Raw genomic sequence first — 14,219 nt, forward strand, 5'->3', positions numbered from 1 at the left:
TATACAATTTCAAACTGTTTAGTGAAAACAATACAAACAAAAAAGACTACACCATGGAATATCCAGAGTGTAGTCTTTTGTATTATGCAAATATAATCAGTAAAATCAACGCAATTCATTACGCAAACGTTTCTTTACATCCCAAACAAATTCAGCCAATTCCAAAATACGCCTTCTACCCATACGTGTCACAGGTGCAGAAATGCTAATTGCATAGTTTGGTTGATTTTGATAATTGGAAATGGCAACTGCAATGCAACGTACACCAAGTTCATTTTCTTCCAAATCCAAAGCATATCCATTTTTGCGTACACGATCGATTTCATTCATAAAATCTTTGAAATCTACTATGGTTTGAGGTGTCAATGCACGAATATCGCTGTTGTTCCAAATCTCCTTAATGACATCATCACCCATATTTGCCAACATTGCTTTGCCAACAGCAGAACAATACAAAGGAATGCTTTTGCCAACCTTAGAAACCAAACGTATGGAATTTTGTGTGGATTCCATCTTATCGATATAAATTGCAGAATTTTGATCCATTTGCACCAAGTGGATGGTTTCACCGCTCAGATTGACCAATTCTTGCAAATATGGACGCACCATAGGTATGATATTGGTTTGGTGCATAAACTGGTTGGACAGTTCACAAATACGATGGGTTAGGGTGTATTTTAGGGAGTTGTTTTCTTGTTTTGCATATCCCATATAGACCAAAGAATTCAAAATACGGTGCATGGTACTTTTATTTAAGCCTAGTGTTTGGCTCAACTCCATGAGACTCATAGGAGGACAAGTTGCAAGAAGTTCCAAAGTTTGAAATAGGCGATCTGCTACTTGAATGGGATTTTCAGTTGGTTCTTTCATAAGACATACCTACTTTCTATTGTAAAAATGCCGATTGGAGTGGTGTTTTGTTATATGTGAATATCCACAAAAATGCTGGATTCGTCTTGACAAAAATAAATAGATTGCTATAATAAAGGTATAAAGTCCATATTACGAAATATAGTTTCATATTATGGAATATATCAATAGAATAGCAGAAAAAAGTTATTTTGTAAAGGCATAAATGAAAAAAATTAAGGAGGAAACAAATGAATTCGATTTTAAAGGAAATTGGAAAAATTGGTATTGTTCCTGTAGTGGTTTTGCAAGATCCAAAAGAAGCAGAACCTTTGGCAGGTGCCCTTTGCAGAGGTGGAATTCCATGTGCAGAAGTGACATTTAGAACAGATGCAGCAGAAGAATCCATTCGTATCATTTCTGAAAAATATCCAGAAATGCTTGTGGGTGCTGGTACAGTTTTGACAACAGAACAAGTGGATAGAGCAGTTGCAGCAGGTGCAAAATTCATTGTAAGTCCTGGTTTGAATCCAGATGTGGCTTCTTACTGTATCGAAAAGGATGTTCCAATTGTTCCAGGTTGTGCAACTCCATCTGAAGTGGAAAAAGCAGTTGGACTTGGTTTGGAAGTTGTCAAATTCTTCCCAGCAGAAGCAGCAGGCGGCTTGAATATGATCAAATCTATGGCAGCTCCTTATACAAAAATGAAATTTATGCCTACTGGTGGCATCAATGCAAAAAATCTCAATCAATATCTTGCTTTTGATAAAATTGTTGCTTGTGGTGGTAGCTGGATGGTCAGTGGTGATTTGGTGAAAGCAGGAGCATTTGATCAAATTGAAGCTTTGAGTGCTGAAGCAATGCAAAACATGCTTGGATTTGAATTGAAACACGTTGGCATCAATGCGCCTAATGTTGGAGAAGCAAATGGAATTGCAGACCAATTTACCAATGCATTTGGCTTTGCAAAAAAAGAAGGCAATAGTTCTATTTTTGCAGGCAATTTGATTGAAGTGATGAAAGAACCATACCTTGGTCAAATGGGACATATTGCAATTGGCACCAATAGTATCGAAAGAGCAGAATATTTCTTGGCGAAAAAAGGCTTTACAGTGCAAGAAGAAACCAGAAAACCAGCAACAGGTAAAACCAAAGCAATCTACTTGACCAATGAGTTTGGTGGCTTTGCAATTCACTTGTTGCAAAAATAAAAATGTATCAATAAGTTACATATCATATCAATCAACTATATTAGGAGGAATAAAATTATGGCTAAAGTTGTAACTATGGGTGAAATCATGCTTCGTCTTTCTACACCAAACCACGAAAAATACATCCAAGCAGATGCGTTTGATGTTGTTTACGGTGGTGGAGAAGCAAACGTTGCAGTATCCCTTGCAAATTATGGACACGATGTAGAGTTTGTAACAAAAATCCCTAAAAATCCAATTGGTGATTGTGCAATTGCGGAACTTCGCAAAATGAATGTAGGCACAAAATGTATCGCTAGAGGTGGCGAACGTTTGGGCATTTATTTCTTGGAAACAGGCGCTGCAATGAGAGCATCTAACGTAGTATACGATAGAGCAAATTCTTCCATTGCTACAGCTGTTGCAGAAGATTTTGATTTTGATGCGATTTTTGCTGATGCTGATTGGTTCCACTTTACAGGAATTACACCAGCAGTCAGTGACGCAGCAGCAGAACTCACAGAAGTTGCTTTGAAAGCAGCAAAAAAAGCAGGCATTACTGTTTCTGTAGACTTGAACTTCCGTAAAAAACTTTGGACTTCTGAAAAAGCACAAAAAGTTATGAGCAATTTGATGCAATACGTAGATGTTTGTATCGGTAACGAAGAAGATGCTGAAAAGGTATTGGGCTTCAAAGCTGGTGAAACAGATGTAACCAGTGGTGAATTGGATTTGGCTGCTTATGAAGATATCTTCAAACAAATGGTAGACAAATTTGGCTTCAAATATGTGATCAGTTCCTTGCGTGTAAGTCATTCTGCATCTGACAATGGCTGGTCTGCTTGTAGCTACGATAGCGCAGCAGGCAAATTCTATCACTCCAAAGAATATCGTATCACTCCAATCATTGATCGTGTTGGTGGTGGCGATTCCTTTGCTGGTGGTGTTGTTTCTGGTCTTGTAGAAGGCAAAACAATGGAAGAAGCTTTGGAATTTGGTGTGGCTGCATCTGCATTGAAACATACAATTGCTGGCGATTTCAACTTGGTATCCAGAGCAGAAGTAGAAACTCTTATGGGTGGAGACGGTTCTGGTCGTGTACAAAGATAAGAAAAATAAATAGGAATTCAAATAAAAAAAGTGTGATACTGAGAAATCGGTACCACACTTTTTTGTTTAGGTAACATAGAATAACCTTAAATCTTAAATAATATTGTTCTTTTCCAGCCATGCTTGTAGAAAGTAGAGTATAGCAGTTAAAAGAAAGAAAATTAATCGATAGAGCAGATTCCAATGAAAGAGTACGGAATATAAAGCACCTAAAGACGATAAGAAAACAATAAAACTAAGTATTATTTGAGTAGGTCGATTCATAATAAGCCTCCAATTAATTTCGAAAGAGCATCTCAAGATACATATGATTTGCAAATGAACAATCAAGTAAAGCATAGAGATTTGCTTATACAGGTAGAGATATAACTGTAGTATATGCTTCTATATTCAATACACAATTTGAGAAACCACTCCGTTTTCTTCAGATAGACACATAGACTGATTGCCATCATACGTAGCAGACCAAGGAGCCCTTTTTGGTCAGCACAAAGATTGATAAAAGCAACATTTTTGGAATGCTGTACCACCAGAGAATACACTTCTTTGGTGTTTTATGGGTAACGAAGTTCGGTTACAACATCATTTTTGGTGATAATATTCAGTCCTTGGTTTCCATCACTGGTGCGAACCCAAGTATCTGTATTTGTTTCTTCATCAACAAGAGCTGGTTGACCATAAACACGTATGACATCTTCTTCGCTATCTCCGATGCCAATGAATCTCGGGGTGTAAAAGTCAGGAGAGGATGTGAATGTTTTTGAGGTATAAAAGCCGCCAAATTCAGGCAAATATGTATCATTTTGATGATCCCAGACTCTTGTCAATACAAAATATAGACTGGTGTCTTCTGTTTCGACCAAGATAAAAGTTCGCTCTATGTTTTCTTCGATTTCTGTGATATAGGGAATCCATTTTTCCAACATAGATAGCGTGATTCGACCATCACCGATTAAGTTTCCAGAGGATGGATCTAGATAGTAGAGTTCCCAATCGAAGCTATATCCATAATAAAATTCTTTTCCATATTCGGGATATTCGCTTAAATCGTGTCCCCAAATAAAACGACAATCATGTTCTTGGCTATAGGCAAATAGGTTTGAAAGAAATTGTGCAGTGTCGACTTTAATGGATAATCCTCCAAAGTAAGAATCATCTTTTTCTGCATAAATTGTACAAGGATATTCTTCACCATTGATGAAAATTGTATTTTTGTTGCAGAAAATTTCAATAAAGATACCTTCTTTTTCCATTGTCACATAGGATTGATCTTCTGAAACTGTAAATGAAAGTCCACTATAGTAGCAAAAACTTTCATTTGGACTGTTTTCTTTTTCGGTTTTGGGATTCAAAGCCATTTTCCTTACATATGCAATAGAACCATCATCAGGTAAAATATCCTTTCCAATTTCCCATATATCTTCAGGTGTCAAGTTGTTTGCATCCACCACAACACCAGTGGAAAGGGTGACAAAATCGTTTTCTGGAATGGAATCTTCTGTTTTTTCTTCTATCACATCATCTACAATAGGTTCATCCGTAATATCAGATACCATATCCGTTTGCGTGACAGAAACATCTTCGGTAATTGTTGATTCTACAGTCGTTTCAGCTTCGCCACATCCAGTGGCAACACAAATGGAAAATAATACTATCCATGAACATAAAAGCAGTTTTTTGAATCCCATAGCAAAACCTCCTAGTTAAATTCTGATTTGAATTTTATTGTGATGAAACTGTGATTACAAGTTTTTGCTATCAGTATATTCTTATATATGTGATTTGTCAAATAGGCAAAATAGGTGTTTTATTATGGGTATTACCATAGATTTTTTGAGTCAATTATGATATGATTGTGATATATATTATGGAGGGTTTATTATGAAAAAAATAGTGGTGGCACTCACAATTACAGTAGTTGGTCTTTGCTTCAATATAGTCCAATATCAGAAAATAGAGCAATTACAAGAGCAGTATGAAATTGCAATAGAAAATCAAGTTTTGCAAATAAAAAATGATGATTTGGCTGAAGTGGAATCTGTCAAAGAGAGCGTTGCATTGAAAGGTGATATGCCGATTTATGTACACGCAACTGCACAAGATTATTATGATGGAGATACAGAGTATTATAACTTTTCGGTGGTTGGACCATTGGCAATGCTGACTGGAAATTATACAAATCAGGAGAATAATCACTCTGTGGAAGTTATTGGAGAAAAAGGTGAGTATTTTACAAAAATATTCATAGAAGGATATATACCCACATGGTATATCAGAGGTGTTGACGATACAGAAAGCATTGAAAAATTGCCTTCTGAAGAAAAATATATGATTGTAGATGATGCGGTATATTTTGGGGCAAGTGAAACTTCAGGCATTGCAGCACATCTTTTCTGTGGAGATGCAGTAGAAGTTATAGGGGAATATGAAGATTGGTATTATATCAAACAGATGGATGATATGTCGGTGTTTTCTTCGGAAATGTGGGTAAAAAAGGAAAGTGTAGGGGATTTTGAAGCTCTAGAAAGTAAAGTGGATACGTTGCTTGGTGTGGATGTGAAATTGTTAGAAGGAACCACTGTGGCGTATGGTGATTTTGCAGAAAACGAAACATTTGTATTGGAAAAAACTAGAATAGGATATATTTTTGATGAAGATGAGCTGTATTATTATGTGAGCTTTCCTGGTACAGAGTTATTGACTGTATGTAAAGAAGGTGTGCAGTTTATAGGAAAATAAAGAATGAGAAAGGTGTGGTAGATTTATTTACTGCACTTTTTTAATGTGATTTTTGTGTCATTGGTGTGAAAATAGTGGAAGATGTTTATAATAAATGGAAAATGCTTAAAACATTGACTGTTTTTAGAATATGAGTTGATATTGTATAGAGTTAGAATTTTGTAGGAGTTTCTACTATATAATGGGGATATAGAAATGAGTATTTTAAGGTAAATTATCCAGTTATTGGAATAGGATATACTAGTGAAATAGAAGGGAATTGTCAGAATTTAAAAGTTTTTGAAAATAAATGAAAAAAAGTGTTGACAATTCCCAGAAAGCGTGTATAATTAAACAAGTCGCTAAGAGATGCGAGGCACGGAAGTCGCAAAGAGCAACTCGACATAGCTTGATTATGAGTTTGAAAAAGCTCAAAAGAATTTGAAAATAAACAGAAAAAGTTCTTGACAAGTTATGGTAAAAGTGATAAACTAATATTCGCTGACAACGAAAGTTGCTGCGAAACAAGCACAAAAAACTTTCTAAAAAAAGTAAAAAAAGTGCTTGACAAACAAAACAAAGTTTGGTACAATAATCTAGCTGCTGAAACAGCGGCAAGCAAATGTAACAAACAAAATGAAGATTGATCCTTGAAAACTGAACAGTATGTAAAGAATAAACACAACCCATAGTCAATTCGATATCTATATGATATCAAATAAAACTAAAAGATTTTGTTGGTTTCGAAAAAACCATCACTAGCCAGATAAATTTGATTTATGCTGGTCAGATTAAACTTCTGAAATGAATAAGTGAGAAAGTATTATGCGTATTTTTCCTTCGGAAACATACTTATGAAATTTTCGAACTCGTTCAAAAATTTCAATTTAAGAGTTTGATCCTGGCTCAGGATGAACGCTGGCGGCGTGCTTAACACATGCAAGTCGAGCGGAAATATGGATGAGCTTGCTCTGAAATATTTTAGCGGCGGACGGGTGAGTAACGTGTGGGTAACCTGCCCTATACTTCGGAATAAGCGTTGGAAACGACGTCTAATACCGTATGTCATCACGAAATCGCATGATTTTGTGAAAAAAGGAGCTTGCTTCGGTATAGGATGGACCCGCATCTGATTAGCTAGTTGGTGAGATAACAGCCCACCAAGGCTTCGATCAGTAGCCGACCTGAGAGGGTGATCGGCCACATTGGGACTGAGACACGGCCCAAACTCCTACGGGAGGCAGCAGTGGGGAATATTGCACAATGGGCGAAAGCCTGATGCAGCAACGCCGCGTGAAGGATGAAGGTTTTCGGATCGTAAACTTCTATCAACAGGGACGAAACAAATGACGGTACCTGAATAAGAAGCACCGGCTAAATACGTGCCAGCAGCCGCGGTAATACGTATGGTGCAAGCGTTATCCGGAATTACTGGGTGTAAAGGGAGCGTAGGCGGTATGGTAAGCCAGATGTGAAAGCCCGAAGCTTAACTTCGAGGATTGCATTTGGAACTATCAAACTAGAGTACAGGAGAGGTAAGTGGAATTCCTAGTGTAGCGGTGAAATGCGTAGATATTAGGAAGAACACCAGTGGCGAAGGCGACTTACTGGACTGAAACTGACGCTGAGGCTCGAAAGCGTGGGGAGCGAACAGGATTAGATACCCTGGTAGTCCACGCCGTAAACGATGAGTGCTAGGTGTCGGGGAGGAATCCTCGGTGCCGCAGCTAACGCAATAAGCACTCCACCTGGGGAGTACGATCGCAAGATTGAAACTCAAAGGAATTGACGGGGGCCCGCACAAGCGGTGGAGCATGTGGTTTAATTCGAAGCAACGCGAAGAACCTTACCAAGACTTGACATCCCGATGACCGGTGTAGAGATACACTTTTCTTTCGAGACATCGGTGACAGGTGGTGCATGGTTGTCGTCAGCTCGTGTCGTGAGATGTTGGGTTAAGTCCCGCAACGAGCGCAACCCCTATCCTTAGTAGCCATCATTGAGTTGGGCACTCTAGGGAGACTGCCGTGGATAACACGGAGGAAGGTGGGGATGACGTCAAATCATCATGCCCCTTATGTCTTGGGCTACACACGTGCTACAATGGTTGGAAACAAAGTGACGCAAAACGGCGACGTCAAGCAAATCACAGAAACCCAATCTCAGTTCGGATTGTAGTCTGCAACTCGACTACATGAAGCTGGAATCGCTAGTAATCGCGAATCAGAATGTCGCGGTGAATACGTTCCCGGGCCTTGTACACACCGCCCGTCACACCATGGGAGTTGGAAGCACCCGAAGTCAGTGACCTAACCGTAAGGGAGGAGCTGCCGAAGGTGATATCAGCGACTGGGGTGAAGTCGTAACAAGGTAGCCGTATCGGAAGGTGCGGCTGGATCACCTCCTTTCTATGGAGTATTGGTTGAATATTCATATATACTGTTTGGTTTTGAAGGATTAACATCTTTCACTGCACCTTGAAAACTGAATACAAGAAAAAGAGTCAATTAAAGAGTAAGGCAGTAACTTACTCAATAATTATCGAGAAAAAAGTAACACAACTTCTAATAGCAGAGTCGTCTGTTATTGTGAAGAAAAATATCAAAAAATTTGTAGTATCGCTACTACAAAACATTCCAAATGAACAAAGCTGTTGCACGCAAGTGTGATAGACCGTTTTCTTCTTTAAACTAATTATTGAAGGAAACTACAAATGGTCAAGCAAGAAAGAGCACAAGGAGAATGCCTTGGCACTAGGAGCCGACGAAAGACGTGATAAGCTGCGATAAGCTTCGGGGAGGTGCAAATAACCTTTGATCCGGAGATTTCTGAATGGGGAAACCTAACTGAGCAAACCTCAGTTATCCGTATGTAAATACATAGCATACGGAAGGGAACGCTGTGAACTGAAACATCTAAGTAGCAGTAGGAGGAGAAAGAAAACTCGATTTCCAAAGTAGCGGCGAGCGAAATGGAAACAGGCCAAACCAAGAGACCTAGTCTTTTGGGGTTGCGGACTGCGTATGGTATTGACAAAGGTTAGTCGAAGTGTTTTGGGAAAGCACACCAAAGAGGGTGAAAGTCCTGTAGACGAAAACTTGAGTCAGCTAGCAGTATCCAGAGTACCACGGGACACGAGAAACCCTGTGGGAAGCCGGGGGGACCACCCCCCAAGCCTAAATACTCCCTAGTGACCGATAGTGAAGTAGTACTGTGAAGGAAAGGTGAAAAGAACCCCGGGAGGGGAGTGAAAGAGAACCTGAAACCTTGTGCTTACAAACAGTCAGAGGACTTAGTGTCTGATGGCGTACTTTTTGTAGAACGGTCCGGCGAGTTAATAATACTAGCGAGGTTAAGTACTTATAAGGTACGGAGCCGAAGGGAAACCAAGTCTTAATAGGGCGTATAGTTAGTGTTATTAGACCCGAAACCGGGTGACCTACCCATGTCCAGGTTGAAGATACCGTAAAAGGTATTGGAGGACCGAACACACATCTGTTGAAAAAGGTGGTGATGAGGTGTGGGTAGCGGAGAAATTCCAATCGAACTCGGAGATAGCTGGTTCTCCTCGAAATAGCTTTAGGGCTAGCCTCGAGAGGAGTCTAACGGAGGTAAAGCACTGAACTGACGCGGGGCCCAAAAAGGTTACCAACTCATATCAAACTAAGAATGCCGTAGAGATACCCTCGGGAGTCAGACTATGTGAGATAAGTCGCATGGTCAAAAGGGAAAGAGCCCAGACCGACAGCTAAGGTCCCAAAGTACGTGTTAAGTGGAAAAGGATGTGGGATTTCACAGACAACTAGGATGTTGGCTTAGAAGCAGCCATACATTTAAAGAGTGCGTAATAGCTCACTAGTCGAGAAAACCTGCGCCGAAAATGTAACGGGGCTAAAACACGTCACCGAAGCTACGGATTGATTACCTAGTAATCAGTGGTAGAGGAGCATCCTGCAAGGACGAAGCTTGAGCGAAAGCAAGGGTGGACGAAACAGGAGAGAGAATGCCGGAATGAGTAGCGAGATATATGTGAGAAACATATAGGCCGAATATCTAAGGTTTCCTGGGTAAAGCTAATCTTCCCAGGGTTAGTCGGGGCCTAAGGCGAGGACGAAAGTCGTAGTCGATGGACAACAGGTTGATATTCCTGTACTACGTATTATCAGAACTGTGGGGACGCAGGAGGATAGGAAAACCGTGGAATGGAAAAACACGGCTAAGCACAAAGTCTTGAGGGGTAGGAAAATCCACCCTCTATAAGGATGAAGTGTTATGGGGACTGAAAAAAAGTAAGGAAGTTTCCGAATCCACACTGCCAAGAAAAGCCACTATTGCGTAATACGTACCCGTACCGTAAACCGACACAGGTAGATGAGGAGAAAATCCATAGGCCGACGGGAGAAGTGTTGTTAAGGAACTCGGCAAAATAACCCCGTAACTTAGGGAGAAGGGGAGCCACGCAAGTGGCCGCAGAAAAGAGGCGCAAGCAACTGTTTAGCAAAAACATAGGTCTATGCGAAACCGTAAGGTGAAGTATATGGGCTGACACCTGCCCGGTGCTGGAAGGTTAAAAGGAGAGGTTAGTCGCAAGGCGAAGCTTTGAATTCAAGCCCCAGTAAACGGCGGCCGTAACTATAACGGTCCTAAGGTAGCGAAATTCCTTGTCAGGTAAGTTCTGACCCGCACGAAAGGTGTAATGATTTGCGCACTGTCTCGACAACACGCCCGGTGAAATTGAAGAACCAGTGAAGATACTGGTTACCCGCAACAGGACGGAAAGACCCCATGGAGCTTTACTGCAGCCTGATACTGGGATTCGATGTTATATGTACAGGATAGGAGGGAGACTAAGAAGCGAGTACGCTAGTATTCGTGGAGTCGCCGGTGGGATACCTCTCTTATAACATTGGGTTTCTAACTCGTGCCCCTGAATCGGGGCAGAAGACAATGTCAGGCGGGCAGTTTGACTGGGGCGGTCGCCTCCCAAAAGGTAACGGAGGCGCTCGAAGGTCACCTCAGAATGATTGGAAACCATTCAAAGAGTGTAAAGGCAAAAGGTGGCTTGACTGCGACAGCGACGGCTGGAGCAGGTACGAAAGTAGGACTTAGTGATCCGGTGGTAATAAGTGGGAATGCCATCGCTCAACGGATAAAAGCTACCCTGGGGATAACAGGCTTATCTCCCCCAAGAGTTCACATCGACGGGGAGGTTTGGCACCTCGATGTCGGCTCATCGCATCCTGGGGCTGAAGTAGGTCCCAAGGGTTGGGCTGTTCGCCCATTAAAGCGGTACGCGAGCTGGGTTCAGAACGTCGTGAGACAGTTCGGTCCCTATCCGTTGTGGGCGCTGGAAATTTGAGAGGAGCTGTCCTTAGTACGAGAGGACCGGGATGGACGTATCTCTGGTGTACCGGTTGCAGACCAACTGCACAGCCGGGTAGCTATATACGGAACGGATAAACGCTGAAGGCATCTAAGCGTGAAGCCGCCCTCAAGATAAGATTTCCCATTCTTCGGAAGTAAGACCCCTTGCAGATAACAAGGTTGATAGGCTAGAGGTGTAAGTGCGGTAACGTATTCAGCTGACTAGTACTAATAGGTCGAGGGCTTGACCAAAGCAATTTGGAGTCACAGAGTGACAAAAAGTCAGCAAAAGTGTTGACAAAATCGATAATTAATTGTACAATAATTCTTGTGTTCAGTTTTGAAGGTGTACTTCATAATTGAAGAAAAATCTTCACTAGATTTCCGGTGATGATGCGCTCAGGGGACACATCCGTTCCCATTCCGAACACGACGATTAAGACCTGAGCGGTCGATGATACTTGGTGGGCAGCTGCCTGGGAAAGTAGATGGTCGCCGGAATCAATTTAATATCGGGGTGTAGCGTAGCTTGGCTAGCGCGCCTGGTTTGGGACCAGGAGGTCGCAGGTTCGAATCCTGTCACCCCGATTGTTTTAAAACACACATATGGTGGGTATAGCTCAGTCGGTTAGAGCGCCAGATTGTGGTCCTGGAGGTCGTGGGTTCGATCCCCATTACCCACCCTTAAAAAATTTCTTATATGGGTCGCTAGCTCAGTTGGTAGAGCACTGGACTTTTAATCCAGGTGTCCCGGGTTCGAACCCCGGGCGACTCATCTTTTATTAGGCAGTCGTGGCGGAATTGGCATACGCGCTAGACTAAGGATCTAGTCCGGGTTTCTGGGTAGGGGTTCAAGTCCCCTCGACTGCATGATATGCGCGAATGGCTCAGTGGTAGAGCATCGCCTTGCCAAGGCGAGGGTCGCGAGTTCGAATCTCGTTTCGCGCTTTTTATTTTTCTAAACTGGTTTTAATGGGCTATCGCCAAGCGGTAAGGCACAGCACTTTGACTGCTGCATTCGTTGGTTCGAATCCAACTAGCCCAGTTTTTTTTTATTTGTAGAGATTTTTGGTTAATGGGGTATCGCCAAGCGGTAAGGCAATGGATTCTGATTCCATCATTCGCAGGTTCGAATCCTGCTACCCTAGTCTAACCGAATAAGTAAAATAGATTTTATATTGGTTTTGTAAACTACCACTGTATTCTTCAGATGCGGTGGTTTTTTATATTTAAAATAAGCCAAGATTAAAGTTGTTAAATATGAGGCATTGTTCTCGAAGTTAACAGCTTTTTTTATTTCAAAAATACCAATGAATTTGATTCAGAGAAATGGATAGATTGTTGCAGAAAATATTTATAGTGAATATAAAAATAATCAGAGTATGTATAATGATTTACCAAATTGTCTATTCCAAGTGGTGCTATGGGTGCAATTGTAGGTCAAGCAATGGGTTAAGATATCACAATCCAATATTAGGATGCAAGTGATTTGACGCCAGAACACAAGGGGTTGTTTGGCGATGATTTGGTGGTGGATTTGATCATCACAAGTGATGGTAAAGTCATCAGCTCCTTTGGAGAATATGAAATCAAAGTCACCATGCCTTATGAACCAAGAGATGGCGAATCACCAGAAAATATTGTGGTTTGGTATGTTTGGGAATCTGGTGAAATTACAGCTTTGGAAATTACATATGATGTAACAACAGAAACTGTTTCCTTTGTGGCAGCACACTTCTCTGTTTATACAGTGAATCATGTGGAATCCATCACATTTGAGAATGTCAGTGCAAATGCATACCACTACAATGGAGTGCTTTGGGCAGTGGATCCAGATATCACTTCAGGTACTTCTGCAACTACATTTGGTCCAGATGATGATTGTACACGTGGTCAAGTTGTGACATTCCTATATCGCAATTCGTCCAACTAAATGACAATATATTTCAGATGCACATTCATAATCAAATATTGGAAGTATAACCTCCAAGAATTTCCCAATAAGCCCCAAAAATAGAGTGATATTCCCCTTTTTATCACCCATAAGCCCAAACTATGGATGTGTAAATTTTGTTTGTTGTTGATTTTTGATGATAGAACCACCATGTCTTAGGATATGGTGGTTTTTTCTATATAGAATCTTAAAAATCTACTAAATCTGAAATGGAATTGCGAAAAAAATAGCAAAGTATGATATAATTATAATAAAGACTAAAATGATATACGATATATGTTGTTTTGTAACCGTAGGGGAAGATATTACCTTCCAGCAAAATATACCAAAACACAAAAGCCAAACATCAATAGAAAGGATTGGAACAATGAGCTTAGAACGATTGGAACCCAAAACATTACAAGCATCAGAAGTACCGAATTTTGCCATGGGAAACATTCATTTATTCATGGAATCTATGATGGAATACGAAGCGGCGCTTATGGAAGTGGAAACCAAATTGAAGGTTCTCAACTCTGAATTTGCGTTGCGCTATAAACGAAATCCATTTGAATCCATCCATTGTCGTGTCAAAAAACCAATGAGTATCATGGAGAAAATGGAGCGTAAAGGCTATCCAATGACCATCGAAGGTATGGAAGAAAACTTGCAGGACATTGCTGGCATTCGTGTCATTTGTTCGTTTCCTGATGATATTTATGCCATTGCAAAATTTTTGGTGCAACAAGATGACATTCGTTTGCTTGAAAAGAAAGATTACATAGAAAAACCAAAAGACAATGGATATCGTAGCTTGCATTTGATTTTGGCAGTGCCTATTTTCTTGGCAGAACGCAAAAAATGGATGAAAGTGGAAGTACAATTTAGAACCATTGCAATGGATTTTTGGGCAAGCTTAGAACATAAGATGAAATACAAAAAGAATATTCCCAATGCAGAAGAATTGTTTGTAGAACTGAAAGATTGTGCAGATATCATCAGTGCAATGGATGTACGCATGCAAGAATTGAGGAATCGAATTGAGGTGAAATGAC

Annotated in this window: 7 protein-coding genes, 7 tRNA genes and 3 rRNA genes; 15 read left to right on the forward strand and 2 right to left on the reverse strand. The window is 40.6% G+C overall.

Going from position 1 to position 14,219, the window contains the following annotated elements:
* Positions 1–105: 105 nt before the first annotated feature.
* Positions 106–870: an IclR family transcriptional regulator gene (locus MJY40_RS03960; RefSeq protein WP_317855763.1), complete on the reverse strand. Its 765-nt coding sequence runs from the start codon at positions 868–870 to the stop codon at positions 106–108.
* A 230-nt stretch (positions 871–1,100) separates the two neighbouring features.
* Between MJY40_RS03960 and MJY40_RS03965 the strand changes: the two genes are divergently transcribed.
* Positions 1,101–2,060 (forward strand): bifunctional 4-hydroxy-2-oxoglutarate aldolase/2-dehydro-3-deoxy-phosphogluconate aldolase, encoded by a 960-nt coding sequence (locus tag MJY40_RS03965; protein ID WP_317855764.1) that lies wholly within the window; start codon positions 1,101–1,103, stop codon positions 2,058–2,060.
* A gap of 57 nt (positions 2,061–2,117) precedes the next feature.
* Positions 2,118–3,149 (forward strand): sugar kinase, encoded by a 1,032-nt coding sequence (locus MJY40_RS03970; protein WP_317855765.1) that lies wholly within the window; start codon positions 2,118–2,120, stop codon positions 3,147–3,149.
* A gap of 554 nt (positions 3,150–3,703) precedes the next feature.
* Here MJY40_RS03970 and MJY40_RS03975 read toward each other — a convergent pair.
* Positions 3,704–4,837 (reverse strand): hypothetical protein, encoded by a 1,134-nt coding sequence (locus MJY40_RS03975; RefSeq protein ID WP_317855766.1) that lies wholly within the window; start codon positions 4,835–4,837, stop codon positions 3,704–3,706.
* Positions 4,838–5,030: 193 nt separating this feature from the next.
* On the opposite strand from MJY40_RS03975, the gene MJY40_RS03980 reads away from it, so the two are divergent.
* The 13 genes from MJY40_RS03980 (at position 5,031) to MJY40_RS04040 (ending at position 14,218) form a co-directional block, all read left to right on the forward strand.
* Complete coding sequence (locus MJY40_RS03980) at positions 5,031–5,888, forward strand: SH3 domain-containing protein (protein ID WP_317855767.1); 858 nt, start codon at positions 5,031–5,033, stop codon at positions 5,886–5,888.
* 862 nt (positions 5,889–6,750) lie between these two features.
* Positions 6,751–8,275 (forward strand): 16S ribosomal RNA (locus MJY40_RS03985).
* Positions 8,276–8,582: 307 nt separating this feature from the next.
* Positions 8,583–11,483: ribosomal RNA gene (locus tag MJY40_RS03990) — 23S ribosomal RNA — on the forward strand.
* A 131-nt stretch (positions 11,484–11,614) separates the two neighbouring features.
* Positions 11,615–11,732 (forward strand): 5S ribosomal RNA (rrf, locus tag MJY40_RS03995).
* The 16S, 23S and 5S rRNA genes sit together here with 7 tRNA genes alongside, the layout of an rRNA operon.
* A 12-nt stretch (positions 11,733–11,744) precedes the next feature.
* Positions 11,745–11,819: transfer RNA gene (locus MJY40_RS04000), tRNA-Pro, on the forward strand.
* A gap of 21 nt (positions 11,820–11,840) precedes the next feature.
* Positions 11,841–11,914: transfer RNA gene (locus MJY40_RS04005), tRNA-His, on the forward strand.
* A gap of 19 nt (positions 11,915–11,933) precedes the next feature.
* Positions 11,934–12,006: transfer RNA gene (locus tag MJY40_RS04010), tRNA-Lys, on the forward strand.
* A gap of 11 nt (positions 12,007–12,017) precedes the next feature.
* Positions 12,018–12,101: transfer RNA gene (locus MJY40_RS04015), tRNA-Leu, on the forward strand.
* A gap of 6 nt (positions 12,102–12,107) precedes the next feature.
* Positions 12,108–12,179: transfer RNA gene (locus MJY40_RS04020), tRNA-Gly, on the forward strand.
* 25 nt (positions 12,180–12,204) lie between these two features.
* A tRNA-Gln gene (locus MJY40_RS04025) sits at positions 12,205–12,276 on the forward strand.
* Positions 12,277–12,307: 31 nt separating this feature from the next.
* Positions 12,308–12,379: transfer RNA gene (locus MJY40_RS04030), tRNA-Gln, on the forward strand.
* Positions 12,380–12,720: 341 nt separating this feature from the next.
* Positions 12,721–13,164 carry an S-layer homology domain-containing protein gene (locus tag MJY40_RS04035; protein ID WP_317855768.1) on the forward strand — a complete coding sequence of 148 codons (444 nt, stop codon included), beginning with the start codon at positions 12,721–12,723 and terminating at the stop codon, positions 13,162–13,164.
* A gap of 388 nt (positions 13,165–13,552) precedes the next feature.
* Complete coding sequence (locus tag MJY40_RS04040) at positions 13,553–14,218, forward strand: GTP pyrophosphokinase (protein WP_331488228.1); 666 nt, start codon at positions 13,553–13,555, stop codon at positions 14,216–14,218.
* The last annotated feature ends 1 nt before the right edge of the window (position 14,219 follow it).

Origin of the sequence: Chakrabartyella piscis (assembly GCA_030067835.1) — a bacterium.
GTDB classification, from domain to species: Bacteria; Bacillota; Clostridia; order Lachnospirales; family Anaerotignaceae; genus Chakrabartyella; species Chakrabartyella piscis.